This window comes from Streptomyces sp. TP-A0356 (genome assembly GCF_001417775.1).
Lineage (GTDB): Bacteria > Actinomycetota > Actinomycetes > Streptomycetales > Streptomycetaceae > Streptomyces.
Window position 1 is genome coordinate 145,619 of the sequence record NZ_BBZJ01000013.1, and the last position, 14,079, is coordinate 159,697.

13 protein-coding genes are annotated in these 14,079 nt (G+C 72.1%); 8 read left to right on the top strand and 5 right to left on the bottom strand.

What is annotated here, in order from left to right; genetic code table 11:
- The first annotated feature begins 7 nt into the window (after window positions 1-7).
- Entirely contained in the window at window positions 8-1,315 is a 1,308-nt protein-coding gene (locus ASC56_RS03990; RefSeq protein ID WP_079102280.1) for a sensor histidine kinase, read from the top strand.
- On the opposite strand, the gene ASC56_RS03995 is transcribed toward ASC56_RS03990, so the two are convergent.
- Window positions 1,293-2,879 (bottom strand): alpha-L-arabinofuranosidase B, encoded by a 1,587-nt coding sequence (locus tag ASC56_RS03995; RefSeq protein WP_055489781.1) that lies wholly within the window; start codon window positions 2,877-2,879, stop codon window positions 1,293-1,295. The two genes, ASC56_RS03990 and ASC56_RS03995, sit on opposite strands and share 23 nt — an antisense overlap.
- A gap of 310 nt (window positions 2,880-3,189) precedes the next feature.
- On the opposite strand from ASC56_RS03995, the gene ASC56_RS04000 reads away from it, so the two are divergent.
- The 6 genes from ASC56_RS04000 (at window position 3,190) to ASC56_RS04025 (ending at window position 9,638) form a co-directional block, all read left to right on the top strand.
- The gene (locus ASC56_RS04000; RefSeq protein ID WP_055489782.1) at window positions 3,190-3,831 is read left to right on the top strand and encodes a response regulator transcription factor; all 642 of its coding nucleotides are present in this window, start codon (window positions 3,190-3,192) and stop codon (window positions 3,829-3,831) included.
- Window positions 3,832-4,021: 190 nt separating this feature from the next.
- Window positions 4,022-5,761, top strand: coding sequence for an MFS transporter (locus tag ASC56_RS04005; RefSeq protein ID WP_055489783.1), 1,740 nt, complete (start codon window positions 4,022-4,024; stop codon window positions 5,759-5,761).
- 131 nt (window positions 5,762-5,892) lie between these two features.
- Window positions 5,893-6,579 (top strand): class I SAM-dependent methyltransferase, encoded by a 687-nt coding sequence (locus tag ASC56_RS04010; protein WP_055489784.1) that lies wholly within the window; start codon window positions 5,893-5,895, stop codon window positions 6,577-6,579.
- Between the two features lie 10 nt (window positions 6,580-6,589).
- Window positions 6,590-7,546 carry an N-acetylmuramoyl-L-alanine amidase gene (locus ASC56_RS04015; RefSeq protein ID WP_055489785.1) on the top strand — a complete coding sequence of 319 codons (957 nt, stop codon included), beginning with the start codon at window positions 6,590-6,592 and terminating at the stop codon, window positions 7,544-7,546.
- A gap of 189 nt (window positions 7,547-7,735) precedes the next feature.
- Window positions 7,736-8,458, top strand: coding sequence for a hypothetical protein (locus tag ASC56_RS04020; RefSeq protein WP_055490153.1), 723 nt, complete (start codon window positions 7,736-7,738; stop codon window positions 8,456-8,458).
- A 121-nt stretch (window positions 8,459-8,579) separates the two neighbouring features.
- Window positions 8,580-9,638 (top strand): LLM class F420-dependent oxidoreductase, encoded by a 1,059-nt coding sequence (locus ASC56_RS04025; protein ID WP_055489786.1) that lies wholly within the window; start codon window positions 8,580-8,582, stop codon window positions 9,636-9,638.
- Window positions 9,639-9,687: 49 nt separating this feature from the next.
- Here ASC56_RS04025 and ASC56_RS04030 read toward each other — a convergent pair whose 3' ends face one another.
- Complete coding sequence (locus tag ASC56_RS04030) at window positions 9,688-10,242, bottom strand: hypothetical protein (protein ID WP_055489787.1); 555 nt, start codon at window positions 10,240-10,242, stop codon at window positions 9,688-9,690.
- A 194-nt stretch (window positions 10,243-10,436) separates the two neighbouring features.
- Here ASC56_RS04030 and ASC56_RS04035 point away from each other — a divergent pair, with 194 nt between their 5' ends.
- Entirely contained in the window at window positions 10,437-10,730 is a 294-nt protein-coding gene (locus ASC56_RS04035) for a hypothetical protein (protein ID WP_055489788.1), read from the top strand.
- Between the two features lie 34 nt (window positions 10,731-10,764).
- Here the strand turns inward: ASC56_RS04035 and ASC56_RS04040 are convergent, their stop codons facing one another.
- The 3 genes from ASC56_RS04040 to ASC56_RS04050 are packed head-to-tail and all read right to left on the bottom strand — an operon-like array spanning window position 10,765 to window position 14,074.
- The gene (locus ASC56_RS04040) at window positions 10,765-11,853 is read right to left on the bottom strand and encodes a prenyltransferase/squalene oxidase repeat-containing protein (RefSeq protein ID WP_055489789.1); all 1,089 of its coding nucleotides are present in this window, start codon (window positions 11,851-11,853) and stop codon (window positions 10,765-10,767) included.
- Window positions 11,850-12,602 (bottom strand): class I SAM-dependent methyltransferase, encoded by a 753-nt coding sequence (locus tag ASC56_RS04045; protein ID WP_055489790.1) that lies wholly within the window; start codon window positions 12,600-12,602, stop codon window positions 11,850-11,852. Before ASC56_RS04045 ends, ASC56_RS04040 begins: the two co-directional genes overlap by 4 nt.
- Entirely contained in the window at window positions 12,596-14,074 is a 1,479-nt protein-coding gene (locus tag ASC56_RS04050; protein WP_055489791.1) for a glycosyltransferase family 4 protein, read from the bottom strand. Before ASC56_RS04050 ends, ASC56_RS04045 begins: the two co-directional genes overlap by 7 nt.
- Window positions 14,075-14,079 lie beyond the last annotated feature (5 nt).

Here is a 14,079-nt window from a genome sequence, read left to right on the forward strand (position 1 = left end):
CCGGAACATGTCGTGGTCGCGGAAGGCCGCCGGGCACGTGGGGACCTGGCGGTCGGCTCTCGGTGAAGCGCGAAGGCAGCAGCGGCTCGACAAGGAGAACAGGGCTCGGCTCATGGCCGAGTACCGGGCCGCGCGGAAGGCCGGGAAGGTTCACGAGCATCCGGGCCCGCCGCCCAGCGGCTTCACCCTGCTTCCCTGGCTGCTGATGGGCATGGGTGCCTTCTCCAACATCTTCCAGGGCAAGACCCCGAACCCGTGGGTCGGGGGGATGGGCCTGCTCGCCTTCAACTCCCTGTACGTCTACGTGGTGTTCCGCGCCTTCGACAAGAAGGCGCGCGTGGCCGTCTCCACGCGGGTGGCGCTCGGCCTGATGACGGCCCTGACCTGCGGGCTCGCCATCGGCTACGGCGGCAACTGGCTGCTGTTCTTCCCGCTGCTGGGCCTCGCGGCGGGCGCGGTCCTGCGGGGGCCGCGCCTGCGCCACCTGGGCACGGTCGTGGCCGTGCTCGCGGGCGTGGTCTCCGGTGTCCGGGACGGCTGGAACGGGCTCAACATCGCCTATGCCACCTGGATCTCGACCTGGGTGACGGCCGCGATCCTGTCCCTCTCCGAGGCCGTACGGGAACTGCGCGCCGCCCGCGAGGAGCTGGCCCGGCGTGCGGTGGAGGAGGAACGTCTGCGCTTCTCGCGCGATCTGCACGACCTGCTCGGCCACACCCTCTCGGTGATCGTCGTGAAGTCGGAGGCGGCGCGCCGGCTGGCCCCCCGTGACCTGGAGGCGGCGATGGTGCAGGTGACGGACATCGAGTCCGTGGGCCGCCAGGCGCTCACCGAGATCCGCGAGGCGGTGACCGGCTACCGCGAAGGCAGCCTGACGACGGAACTTGACCGTGCCCGCTCGGCGCTGACCGCCGCCGGCATCGAACCGGTGGTGCACCGGTCGGGCTCCCCCTTGGTGCCCCAGACCGAAGCCCTGCTCGGCTGGGTGGTGCGGGAGGCGGTGACCAACGCCGTACGGCACAGCGGCGCGACCCGCTGCGAGATCACCGTCCACGGCACCGCCGAACGCGTCCGGCTGACGATCGCCGACAACGGCGACGGCGAGCCCTCCACACCGCCCCCGGCGGGCATCGGCGGGACCGGTCTGAAGGGCCTGACCGAACGGCTCGCGGCGGCGGGCGGCTCGCTGCGGGCCGGCCCGTCGCCGCGCGGCGGCTTCACGGTCACCGCCGAACTCCCGGTGGAGTCCGAACCGGCCGGTCAGCCGCCCTGGGCCCCGCGCGCCGCGGCGACTACGGCGCCCACGGCTGACTGACCACCCAGCTCACGTCGTCCGTCCACGACGTGGCGCTGTCCCAGGTGTTCGAGCCGCCGTCACTGGCGATGTAGACGTTCGAGTTGTAGTGGCGGAGGTATCTGCTCGGGTAGTTGTACGACGCGAACGACGTCCCCGTACCGCTCTTGCCGGTTCCCGGGCAGAACGTGGCGTCGGCTCTGAACTGCGCGGTGCCGTCCATGGGCTGGCGGTAGAGCCGGAAGTTGTAGTGGCGCAGGAAGTCGCCCGGGTAGTTCCTCGACTCGAAGGAGACGCAGGAGCTGCTCGCCAGGCCCCGGCGGACGATCCAGGTGGCGTCGTTCTTGTCGAGGCTCGAACTGCTCGATGTCACCGGGGAGATGACCGCCGCGTCGTTCTGGTGGCGGATGTAGTCGGTGGTGCAGCACGAGGTCGTCGCGCGCAGCGAGATCTCCGCACCCGGGGTCCCCGAGCCGGTGGAGCCGGTGGAGCCGCCGTAGCCGACGGAGACGATGTTCGCCTGTACGGAGCTGTCGGCCGCGTCCGTCGGGATGCCCGAGGTCATCACGCCCTCGAAGAAGGACCCGATGGAGCCGTTGCTGTTGTCGCCGCCGGTTCCCAGGACGATCGCGCCCTCCTGGTGCATCGGTGAGTAGCCGCCGCCGTTGACGGTGGGTTCGGGGCCGGAATAGGTGGTGGTGAGCGCGCCGGATTGCGCATTCCCGTATTTCAGCGCGAAATGGTTCTGCCCGTTGTTCTTCAGCAGCGCGGTCACGAACGGCAGCGGTCCCGTGCCGGTGTTCGACGTGTTCTTGCTGTAGCCGGAATCCGACTGGAACAGGCCGTTCTCCAGGTCGGCCTGGACCCAGGGACCCTGGCCGTAGCACGGCGAGAACCAGCACTCGGTGCCGAAGTTGATCGCGTCCATGTGGCCGTTGCCGGTGTCCTTGTTGTTGGTCTCGGCGTTGCCGTAGTCGAAGCAGCACCTGCCGTTGACATGGGTGCCGGAGGTCACCATGTACATCCCCTCGGCCTGCCCGTTGACCGCGACGCCCGAGGTCGCGTTGTTGCGGTAGCCCATCCCGGCGGAGATCTCCAGGCCATAGACCTGGTGTCCGCCCACGGTCACCGGCAGCGCGTCCGCGGGCGCGCCGACATCGGCCGCGCCGGCTCCGCCGGCCCCCTCGACGGTGAGGTCGTTGTGGCGGGACGACTGGTCGTAGATCCGGGTGATGATGCAGGTCGTGCCGGAGCAGAAGGAGTCCTGGGCCGCCGCGTCGGCGTACCCGCCGGCCGCCGGCAGGCCGACGTTGGCGGTGGCGCTGTCCGAGGCGCGCTGGACCTGGTAGAGCGGCCCGTTGTACGACGAGTAGAGCGCCCTGGCGAGACTGTGGGCGGCGACGCAGGGCGTGCCGGCGGCGGCGTAGATGTCACAGGGGAGCGATCCCGCGGCGGCGGCCTCGGGCGCGCCGGCGCCGGCCGAGAAGCCGAGCACGAGTGCGAGTACGGTCAGGACCGCCGACAGCGCGGACAGGACCGCTCTGTGCGGGCGCTGCGGCCGTGCGGGCAGGAGTCTTGGGTACACGGTGCACCTCTTCCGTTCCTGGTAGGGCGGTGCGGGCGACTGTCCGAAATACCGGACGTTGTTCGATCGACATACCGACCCTGTTCCCGGTCGAAATTCCGAACATTTACGGGACTTGGCCTGGCACAGGAATTACCAAGGAGATCACGGAATGCCGAGCCGATTGTTTGCCCGCCACCAGCGACCGTCAAGACTCGCGGAGCGCAACAAGGACGACTCTTTGATTTCCTTCCGCCATGGGCCCGTTGCCCGGTCGGCGCCGGGCCGCACTCCCGTCACGGCCGCGCGGACGCCCCGTACGCTTGCCCCCGTGGAAGAGACGCCTCCCGGTCACCGGTCCGCGCAGCACATCAGGGTTCTGCTCGCCGAGGACCAGGGCATGATGCGTGGCGCCCTCGCCCTGCTGCTCGGCATGGAGGAGGACATCGAGGTCGTCGCACAGGTCTCGGCGGGCGACGCGATCCTGGAGGCCGTAGGGGCGCACCGCCCGGACGTGGCCCTGCTGGACATCGAACTGCCGGGCATGAGCGGTCTGGACGCGGCGGCCGTGCTGCGTGAGCGGGCCCCGGAGTGCAGGGTGTTGATCCTCACCACCTTCGGCCGGCCCGGCTATCTGCGTCGCGCCATGGAGGCGGGCGCGGCAGGCTTCCTGGTCAAGGACGGGCCGGTGGAGGAACTGGCCGCCGCGATCCGGCGGGTGCTCAGCGGCGAGACGGTCGTCGACCCGGCGCTGGCCACGGCGGCCCTCAGCGCCGGTCCCAACCCGCTGACCTCGCGCGAGTGCGACGTCCTGAAGGCCTCCGCGGACGGGGCGACGGTCGCCGACGTCGCGGCCCGGCTCCATCTCTCCGAGTCCACGGTCCGCAACTACCTCTCCTCCGCCATCGGCAAGACGGGCACCCGCAACCGCATGGAGGCGATGCGGGAGGCCCGGCAGCAGGGGTGGCTGTAGAACGCGTTCCAGCCGGAGAGCCGGGCTGACGGGAGATCAGATCCCCATGGGACGGTCAAGGATTCGTTAGTACGCCGAAGCATCGGAATAGTTGCCCGTGCATACGAGGTTGACCAGCGCGTATCCCGCACGGATCTTCGCGAACGATCCCTCCCGCACTTCTTCCCTTCCGGCCTGGAGGCCTCACGTAATGACGCACACGACGACCGACCAGCCCGCCCGAAGGCCGTCCGGCGCGCTCGTGCCGGTGCTCGCCTTCGCGGGCATCGTTGTCGCGGTGATGCAGACCCTGCTGGTCCCGGTCATCAAGGATCTGCCCCAGTTGCTGAGCACCGCGCCCAGCAACGCCACCTGGGTGCTGACCTCCACCCTGCTCTCGGGTGCCGTGGCCACGCCGATCATGGGCCGCCTCGGCGACCTCTACGGCAAGCGGCGGATGCTGCTCGCCAGCCTCGCCGTCATGGTCGTCGGTGCCCTCGTCAGCGGCCTCACCAGCACCGTGCTGCCGGTGATCGTCGGGCGTACGCTCCAGGGCTTCGCCATGGGTGCCATCCCGCTCGGCATCGGCCTGATGCGCGACATGCTGCCCCGCGAGCGGCTCGGCTCGGCGATGGCCCTGATGAGCTCCTCGATCGGCGTCGGCGGCGGACTCGCGCTGCCCGCCGCGGCCCTGGTCGCGCAGCACGCCGACTGGCACACCTTGTTCTTCGGCGCCGCCGGACTCGGCGTCGTCTCGATCGTGCTCACCCTCCTCGTCGTGCCGGAGTCCCCGGCGCGCGCCGAGGGCTCCTTCGACCTGCTCGGCGCACTCGGCCTGTCCGCCGGTCTGGTGCTGCTCCTGCTGCCGGTCACCAAGGGCAGCGACTGGGGCTGGGCCTCCGGCACCACGCTCGGCATGTTCGGCGCGTCCGTCCTGGTGCTGGCCCTGTGGGGCCTGCTGGAGCTGCGCGTGAGCGCCCCGCTCGTGGACCTGCGCACCACCGCCCGCCGCGAGGTGCTGCTCACCAACCTCGCCTCGATCATGGTCGGCGTCTCGTTCTACGTCGTCTCCCTCGTCCTGCCGCAGCTGCTGCAGCTGCCGAAGGCCACCGGCTACGGCCTCGGCCAGTCGATGGTGGTCGCGGGCCTGTGCGTGGCGCCGCTGGGCCTGACGATGATGTTCACCGCGCCGGTCTACGCCCGGCTGTCCGCCAGGTACGGCCCCAAGGTGACCCTGATCATCGGCCTGCTGGTCATCGCCGTCGGCTACGGCGGCGGCCTCGGCCTGATGGACGCCCCCTGGGGGACCGTGGTCACCTCGGTGGTCCTGGGCGCGGGCATCGGTCTCGCCTACTCCTCGCTGCCCGCGCTGATCGTCGGCGCGGTCCCGGCCTCCGAGACGGGCGCGGCCAACGGTCTCAACACCCTGATGCGCTCGATCGGCACCTCGGTCTCCAGTGCCGTCATCGGCATGGTGCTGGCCAACACCGCGCACCATGTCAACGGCCTCGCGATCCCGACGATGCACGGCTTCCGCGTCTCCTTCCTGATCGCGACGGCGGCGGTGGCGCTCGGCCTGCTGCTCGCCGTGTTCCTGCCCCGGCAGCGCCCGTCGGCCAAGCCGCAGCTGCGCGCGAGCAGCGAGGAGGACGCCGGCCTGGAGGCCGCCGAGGCGGTGCTCCGCGCCTTCCGCGGCCGGGTCCTGGACGCCGAGGGCGCCCCGGTCGCCCGCGCCAAGGTCACCCTGATCGACCGCCGGGGTCGGCAGGCGGGCGCCACGCTCTCCGCGGAGGACGGCAGCTACACACTGGCCGTACCGGCGGAGGGGCCCTACGTCGTGGCAGCGAGGGCCGCGGGCCACGCCCCGCTCGCGTCCTCCGCCAGCCACTCGGGCGACGACCGGCCGGTCGATCTGGACCTCGCCCTGCCGGGCGAGACGGTCCCCGCCTGAGATCCACACCACCCGTACCCCCTGTCGCTCCACCGGCAGGGGGTACGGCAGCATGGGGCGTCCGCAGGGCCCTGCGACGCCTTCCCGGCCGTACGGCGCCTGCCCGCACCCAGAGCTCCGAAAGGACCCCCATGCCCGTGGCACCCTCCCCCGAGCTCCCGGCCGCTCCCCCGTCCGGGATCCTGGCCGCGTTCGAGGCCGCGAAGGGGTTCATGCCGCTCCGGGAGGGCCTCGCGCTGTACGGGGCCGCGGTCGAGGCGGGACGGCTCGGGCTGCCGCTGCTGGAGGTCGGGACCTACTGCGGGCGCTCCACGATCCTGCTCGCGCACGCGGCCCGGGCGGCCGGGGTCACCGCGCTCACGGTCGACCACCACCGCGGCAGCGAGGAGCAGCAGCCGGGCTGGGACTACCACGATCCGCAGACGGTCGACCCCGAGACCGGTCTGATGGACACGCTGCCCACGTTCCGCCGCACGCTGTACCAGGCGGGCCTGGAGGACCACGTGGTCGCGCTCGTGGGCCGTTCGCCGCAGGTGGCCGGGGTCTGGAACACCCCGCTCGGCCTCGTGTTCATCGACGGCGGCCACACGGACGAACACGCGAACGCCGACTACGAGGGCTGGGCCACCCATGTGGCGGAGGGCGGGCTGCTCGTCATCCACGACGTCTTCCCGGAGCCCGAGGACGAGTTCACCGGCCAGGCCCCGTACCGCGTGTACCTCAGGGCGCTGGAGTCCGGCGCGTTCACGGAGGTCTCGGTGACCGACTCGCTGCGCGTCCTGAGGCGAACGCGGGCGGGGAGCGGACCGCGCGGTTAAGGTCGCAGTCATGTCGTACGTGGGTCCCGACTTCGAACCTCCCCGGCCGAGCCGCCCCCGGCGCGGAGCGCTGACGGTGGCGGTCGCCGCGCTGGTCCCGGCCGCGCTCGTCGGCTGGCTGGTCTACGAGGCGGTTGCCGACACCGGCGGCGGACGGTCCTTGGGCGCGCCGCCCGCCACGAGTTCCTCGCCGCCCGCCACGGCCACGGGCTCCGCCACGGACGACGGCAGGCGGCCGGCCGCCTCCCCCATGCCGACGCCGACCGCCGCCTCCGCCGCCTCCGCTGCCTCCGGGTCGCTGCGGGGCAAGGTCGTCCTCGTCGACCCCGGGCACAACCCCGGCAACGTCCAGCACCCCACCGAGATCAACCGCAAGGTGAACATCGGGACGAACTGGAAGGAGTGCGACACCACCGGCACGTCCACCGACTCCGGCTACACGGAGGCCCGGTTCACGCTGGACGTGGCGCGCCGGCTGCGCGCGATCCTCCAGCAGCAGGGTGCCACCGTGAAGTTCACCCAGGACGGGGACCGCCCGTGGGGTCCGTGCGTGGACGAACGGGCGCGGATCGGCAACGACGCGCACGCGGACGCGGCGATCTCCGTCCACGCGGACGGCGCGAACCCCGGCGACCGCGGCTTCCATGTGATCCTTCCGGCCTCGGTGCACCAGGGCGCCGCGGACACCCGTCCGATCGTGGCCACCTCGCGCGATCTCGGCGAACGGGTCGCGGGCAGCTTCGTCCGCGTCACCGGGAGCGCGCCCGCCAACTACGTGGGCGACGGCACCGGTCTCGTGGTACGGAACGATCTCGGCGGTCTCAATCTGTCAACGGTTCCGAAGGTCTTCATCGAGTGCGGCAACATGCGCGATGGCAAGGACGCGGCACTGTTGACCAGCGAGACGTGGCGGCAGAAGGCGGCGCAGGGAATCTCCGAGGGAATCGTGAGTTTCCTGCACGGGTAGCGATCACCGGTCCCAACCCGGCGGACACCCAGGCCGGGCGGACGATAGTGTCGTCCGTACGATAAAGGGCCTCCCGCGCTTCACACCGCGGCCCGAGGGCGACATGGTGACAGCGACGCCTCCACCGACGACGAGACGACAGACGAAGGACCCGAAGTGAACATCCGCTCCCTCACTAGGGGCGACGGCGTGGTGATCGGAGCAGCGGTACTGCTGTTCATCGCGTCGTTCCTCGACTTCTACTCCGCCGCGGGCTACAGCGGCGCCCCGAACGCCTGGGAGAACCTGGGCGAGGGCCTCGGCCTCTACATGGGTGGGGTCGTCGGTGCCGCTCTGATCGTCATCAGCCGCTGCCTGCCCCAGCCGCGCAAGGTCGCCGGCCTGGAACTGGGCGCGGTCGGCACGGCGTTCACGATCCTCGTCGCGTGGATCCTGCTCTGGTTCCTGCTGGGCGTGCCGACCGGACTCGACGCCGGATCCGGTCTCATCCTCGGCTTCCTCGCCGCCCTGGTCCTCGCCGGCGCGGCCATCGCCACCCCCCTCGTGCCGGCCCTCCAGGCCGCCCTCGTCCCCGCGCCCAAGCCCGCCGCCCCCCAGCCCTACGGCGCGCAGCCGCAGGGGGCTTACGGCTACCCGGGCGCGCAGCAGCCGCCGTACGGCGTTCAGCCGCAGCAGGGGCAGCCGTTCGGGGCGCAGCCGCAGGCCCCGGCAGCGGACTTCTCGCCGTTCTGGTTCGCCGTGCCGGTGCCGCGTCCGCTGTACGCGGAGGACGGCTCGCCCACGCCGGTCGCCGAACTGGCGCCCGGCACCTGGTACTTGGCGGTCGAGCAGCGGGGTCCGGGCCTGGTGGCGCAGACGCAGGACGGCCGCCGCGGCGTGCTGCAGGACACCACGGGCATCCAGCGCGGCTGACCCTTCCCGCACGGCCCCTCGCCCTTCCGGGCGGGGGGCCGTTGCCGTACAGTCACATCCCCGAGGACAACCTGACGGACCGTCAGCTCCAAAGGAACCCCGACCGGCGGCTGGAGGCGGCATGCGGCTCGGACTCGCGCTCGGCTACTGGGGCCGTGACCCCGCCGCGGACCATGTCACGCTGGCGCGGGAGGCCGAACGGCTCGGCTACGCCTCCGTGTGGACCGCCGAGTCCTGGGGCTCGGACGCCTTCACCCCGCTGACCTGGATCGCCGCCCGGACGACCAGGATCGGGCTGGGCACGGCGGTCGCCCAGATGGCCGCCCGCTCGCCCACCACCACGGCGATGCACGCGCTCACCCTCGACCACCTCTCCGGCGGACGCATGATGCTCGGCCTCGGGCTGTCGGGCCCGCAGGTCGTCGAGGGCTGGTACGGGCGTCCGTTCCCCGCGTCACCGCTGACCGCGACCCGGGAGTACGTCGACGTCGTACGGCAGGTGCTGCGGCGTGCGGCCCCGGTCGCGCTGGACGGGCGCTTCCACCCCCTGCCGTACCGGGGTCCGGACGGCAGCGGGCTGGGCAAGGCGCTCAAGCCGATCACGCACCCCCTGCGCGCCGATCTGCCGGTCCTGCTCGGTGCCGAGGGACCGAAGAACGTGGCGCAGACGACCCGGATCGCGGACGGCTGGCTTCCGCTGTACTGGTCGCCGGCCCGTCCCGAGGTGTACGGGGTGTCGCCGGGCGAGCTGCGTGACGGCTTCCTGGTCGCCCCGATGGCCCGGGTGAAGGTCTGCGCCGACGTGAGCGAAGGGCTGCTGCCGGTGAAGGCGATGCTCGGCTTCTACATCGGCGGGATGGGGCCGATGCAGGGGGGCGCGGAGCGCTCCGTCAGGGGTGGTGGCCGGGCGACGGGCGGGAGGAACTTCCACGCCGACCTCATGGCGCGCATGGGGTACGAGGAGGAGGCGCGCCGGATCCAGCGGCTGTTCCTGGAGGGCCGGCGCCAGGAGGCGGTGCTGGCCGTGCCCGACGCCTTCGCCGACGAGATCTCGCTCGTCGGGCCGCGTGAACGCATCGCGGAGCGACTGGAGTTGTGGCGCAAGGGTCCGGTGACGGATCTGCTTGCCCTGGCGCCGGATCCGCACACGCTACGGGTGCTGGCGGAGCTGAACGCGTAGGGGTGCCGCGCCGCGACGCGGCACCCCCGGTGGTCGCGTCCGGTCCGGGTCAGCCCCGGGCGAGCTGGGCGGCCGAGGGGACCTGGTTGCCGAACGGGGCGCCCGCGCTCCTGCCCGCGTCCTTCACCTTGCCGATGACGTCGTCGAAGGAGCGCACGGCGGAGTCGTCGCCCTTGCGGAGCCTGGCCGGCAGGCCCTTGAGCGCGTCGATTCCCGAGGTGAGCGGGGCGAGGGCCCTGGACAGCTTCGGGTCGCCCTGGGCGTTGCGCTGGGCGGCCTTGAGGCGGTGGTAGGCGAAGGTGCCCGCGAGGCCCGCCTTGACGAGGGCGGCCGTCCGCCCGTGGGCGCCCTTCCTGAAGGCGCCGGCCTTCCACGGTTTCACGATCCACTCGTACGTCGCCCCGGCCGCGAGGCCCGCGTTGGTCACGAAACGGGTCTTGGCGAACTTCTGCCGCTCCACCGGGGTGGTCGGGGAGGGCGTGGCCACCGCGATGTAGGCGGCGGCCTCCTGTGCGGTACTGCCACCACCGCAGGCGGCGGCGCCGACGAACAGGGTGGAGCACAGGGCGAGTGCCACGGCGAGGGTTCGTATGGCTGCGGGCACGGGGTCCTCCGGGCCTTGGGGAAGGGAACGGAACGGTCCTCCCGGGGCCGGGAGGACACGGCGCTACCGGCAGCCTCGCCCGTCCCGTCCGGCCGCGCCGCCCCGCTGGGGCCGTTCGGGTGACACCGTGTGCTGCGCGGGACGCGCCGTGCCCGTACGGGTTTCAGCCGGGGACGAGGGGCAATCCGAAGGGCATGTCCCCTCGATATCGCAATGGTGCCAATCAGGCCGGCACGGTCATAGCGATCGTCGCCGACGTCATGGCCTTCATCCTGGGCCTGTGGATCCTGATGTACGTCCTGGACGCGAACCGTGCCAACCAGCTGGTGCAGTTCGTGCATGACGCGGCCAACTGGCTCGCCAGCTGGTCCTACGACCTGTTCACCTTCGACAAGGCGTGGGCACGGGTGGTCGCCGGTTACGGTCTGGCCGCCGTGGTCTACCTCTTCGTGGGCCACGCCATCGCCAACCGGATCCACCGGCACTGAGCCGCCGGGTGGTGTCCGACACGGCCCAAGGGACCTAGGGCCCGGAAGCGCCCTGGGCGCAGCAGTCCGGGTCCAGGCCCCTGGGCAGGCGTTCGCCGCCGAAGACCGCGCACGTCGGCTCGTCGCCGCCGAGTGCGGCCACGGCCAGGAGGAGCGAGCCCGCCGTCCAGGTGGTGAGTTCCTCCGGCCAGATCGCCCCGTCCTCGAAGACGTAGCCCGTCCAGTACAGGCCCGTCTTCGGGTCCCGCAGGTGCTGGATGGACTGGAGTATCTCCAGGGCCCGGTCGGACTCGCCCATCGCCCAGAGCGCCAGGGCGAGTTCGGCCGACTCGCCCCCGGTCACCCACGGGTTGGGGACGACGCAGCGCACGCCGAGGCCGGGGACCACGAAGCGGTCCCAGTCCGCCTCGATGCGCTCCTTCGCCTCCGTGCCCGTCAGCGCACCCCCGAGGACCGGGTAGTACCAGTCCATCGAGTAGCGGTCCTTGTCCAGGAATCGCTCCGGGTGCCGGCGTATCGCGTGCCGCAGCGCGCCCACCGCCAGTTCCCAGTCCGGCTGGGGCTCTTCGCGCTGTTCGGCGATCGCCAGGGCACAGCGCAGCGCGTGGTGGATCGAGGAACAGCCGGTCACCAGCGCGTCCGCCGTGGCCGTGCCGTCGTCCTCGCGCTTCCAGCCGATCTGCCCGCCGGGCTGCTGCAGCCGCAGCACGAACTCCACGGCCGCGTACACCGTCGGCCACATCCGGTCCAGGAACGTGTCGTCGCCGGTCGCGAGGTAGTGGTGCCAGACGCCGACGGCCACGTACGCGACGAAGTTCGTCTCACGGCCGCGGTCGGTGACCTGCTGCGGGTCGCCGTCGGCGTACGCCGCGTACCACGACCCGTCCGGGTTCTGGTGCCGGGCCAGCCAGTCGTAGGCCCGCTCGGCCGCCGTGTGCTCCCCGGCGGCGTCGAGCGCCATGGCCGCCTCGACGTGGTCCCACGGGTCGAGGTGGTGCCCGCGGAACCACGGGATGGCGCCGTCCTCACGCTGTACGGCGAGGATCCCGCCGACGGTGGCGGCGGCCTCCTCCGCGGTGAGGACCCCGGGCAGGACGAGGTGTTCCGTCCGGGGGGTCGTCACTTGGCGGCCGCCTCGGAAGCCCCGGACAGCTTCGGCAGGTGCGGCTTGGTCGCGTACGCCACGAAGCTCTTGCCGATCAGCGGGTTCAGCGCCTGTTCGGCGATCCGGGTGGCGAGCGGCTTCTTCATGATGTCCCAGACCAGCAGCCTGTGGTACGCGCGCACCGGCAGCGCCTTGTCGTTGTCGACGCCGAACGCGCACTTCAGCCACCAGTACGGCGAGTGCAGCGCGTGCGCGTGGTGCGTGCCGTACGGCTCCAGCCCCGCCTCCCGGATCCTGGCGAGGAGTTCGTCCGCCTTGTAGATGCGGATGTGGCCGCCCTCGACCTCGTGGTAGGCGTCGGACAGGGCCCAGCAGACCTTCTCGGGGCCGTGGCGCGGGACGGTGATGGCGATGCGCCCGCCCGGCTTGAGCACCCGGACCGTCTCGGCGAGGACGCCCTTGTCGTCCGGGATGTGCTCCATGACCTCGGAGATGATCACGACGTCGAAGGACTCGTCGGGGAAGGGGAGCGCGAGGGCGTCCCCCTCCATGGCGGTCGCGGTGGCTCCGGCGGGGGCCTCGCCCGCCTCCTTCATCGCCGCGAACCACCTGGCGACCTCGCGGATCTCCTCTCCGTTCCGGTCGAGGGCCACGACCTGCGCGCCGCGCCGGTAGCACTCGAACGCGTGCCGTCCGGCACCGCAGCCGAGGTCCAGGACACGGTCGCCCGGGGCGAGCGGGAACCGGGAGAAGTCGACGGTCAGCACGTGGCCCTGCTTTCGCGGTTGGGTACGACTACTTCTTCAGCGGCAACTGCTTCTTCAGCGGCAACTGCCTCTTCGGCGGAGACGGCCTCCCCGGCGGCCGGGCGGCCGGGGTACCGGGGCGCGGAGCGGTCGGGGCCCGCCGCCGAGCGGCGCGGACCGGGGCCCTTGGTGCCGGCGATCGCCTCGCGGTACCGCGCCACCGTGCCCTCGGCCGCCTTCGCCCAGGTGAAGTGGCGCAGCACCCGTTCCCGCCCGGCCGAGCCGAGCCGTGCCCGCAGCTCCGGGTCCCCCAGCAACCGGCTCAGCCCGGCGGCCAGGGCACCCGCGTCGCCCGGCGGTACCGCCAGGCACGTATCGCCGTCCGGCCCCGCGACCTCCGGAATGGCACCGCCGGTCGTGGCCACGAGCGGCGTACCGGTCGCCATCGCCTCGGCCGCCGGCAGCGAGAAGCCCTCGTACAGCGACGGCACGCACGCCACCTCGGCCGAGCGCACCAGGTCGACCAGCTCCGCGTCCGAGATGCCCTTCACGAACTCGACGGCGCCCTCCAGCCCGTACCGCTGGATCGCCTGCGCGACCGGCCCGTCCTCGGCGCGTCTGCCGACCACGACGAGATGCGCTCCGGGGTGCTCGGTGCGCACCTTGGCGAGCGCCTCGACCAGGAAGACGAGGCCCTTGAGCGGCACGTCCGCGCTGGAGGTCGTCACGATCCGGCCGGACACCTGCGGCACCGAGGGATCCGGCGAGAAGAGGTCGGTGTCGGCGCCGATGTGCACGACGTGGACGCGGTCCCGGGAGACGCCCAGGTGGTCCACGATCTCCTGGCGGGACGTGCCGGAGACGGTGAGCACCGAGGGCAGCCGGCGTGCGACCCGCTTCTGCATGCGGGTGAACGCGTACCAGCGCCGTACCGACGCCCGTCGCCGCCATCCCACGGCCGCGTCCAGCTCCAACTGCCGGTCCACGGTGATGGGGTGATGGACGGTGGTCACCAGCGGCGCGCCCAGGTCGCCCAACAGGCCGTAGCCGAGCGTCTGGTTGTCGTGCACGACGTCGAAGTCGCCGCGCCGGGCCGCGAGATGACGGCGGGCCCGCAGCGAGAACGTCAGCGGCTCGGGGAAGCCGCCGGTCCACATCGTCGCCACTTCGAGCGCGTCGATCCAGTCCCGGTACTCGCCGCGCCTCGGGGTGCGAAAGGGGTCGGGCTGCCGGTACAGGTCGAGGCTGGGCAACTCGGTGAGGGACAGCCCCTCCAGGCCCGCGCCCTCGTCGAGCACGGGGTACGGCTGCGCGCCGATGACCTCCACCCGGTGGCCGAGCCTGGCCAGCTCGCGCGAGAGATGCCGCACGTACACGCCCTGGCCGCCGCAGAACGGGTTTCCCTTGTACGTGAGGAGCGCGATACGCAGCGGGCGTTCGCCGCCCGCGGCCGAGCCCTCCTGGGGACCCGCCTCCCTGGCCTCAGCGGTCACTCTCG

Excerpts from the sequence above, each read along its gene's own strand:
- ASC56_RS03990 (WP_079102280.1), top strand. The coding sequence starts at position 8 with ATGTCGTGGTCGCGGAAGGCCGCCGGGCACGTGGGGACCTGGCGGTCG.
- ASC56_RS04005 (WP_055489783.1), top strand. The coding sequence starts at position 4,022 with ATGACGCACACGACGACCGACCAGCCCGCCCGAAGGCCGTCCGGCGCG.
- ASC56_RS04010 (WP_055489784.1), top strand. The coding sequence starts at position 5,893 with ATGCCCGTGGCACCCTCCCCCGAGCTCCCGGCCGCTCCCCCGTCCGGG.
- ASC56_RS04015 (WP_055489785.1), top strand. The coding sequence starts at position 6,590 with ATGTCGTACGTGGGTCCCGACTTCGAACCTCCCCGGCCGAGCCGCCCC.
- ASC56_RS04025 (WP_055489786.1), top strand. The coding sequence starts at position 8,580 with ATGCGGCTCGGACTCGCGCTCGGCTACTGGGGCCGTGACCCCGCCGCG.
- ASC56_RS04035 (WP_055489788.1), top strand. The coding sequence starts at position 10,437 with ATGTCCCCTCGATATCGCAATGGTGCCAATCAGGCCGGCACGGTCATA.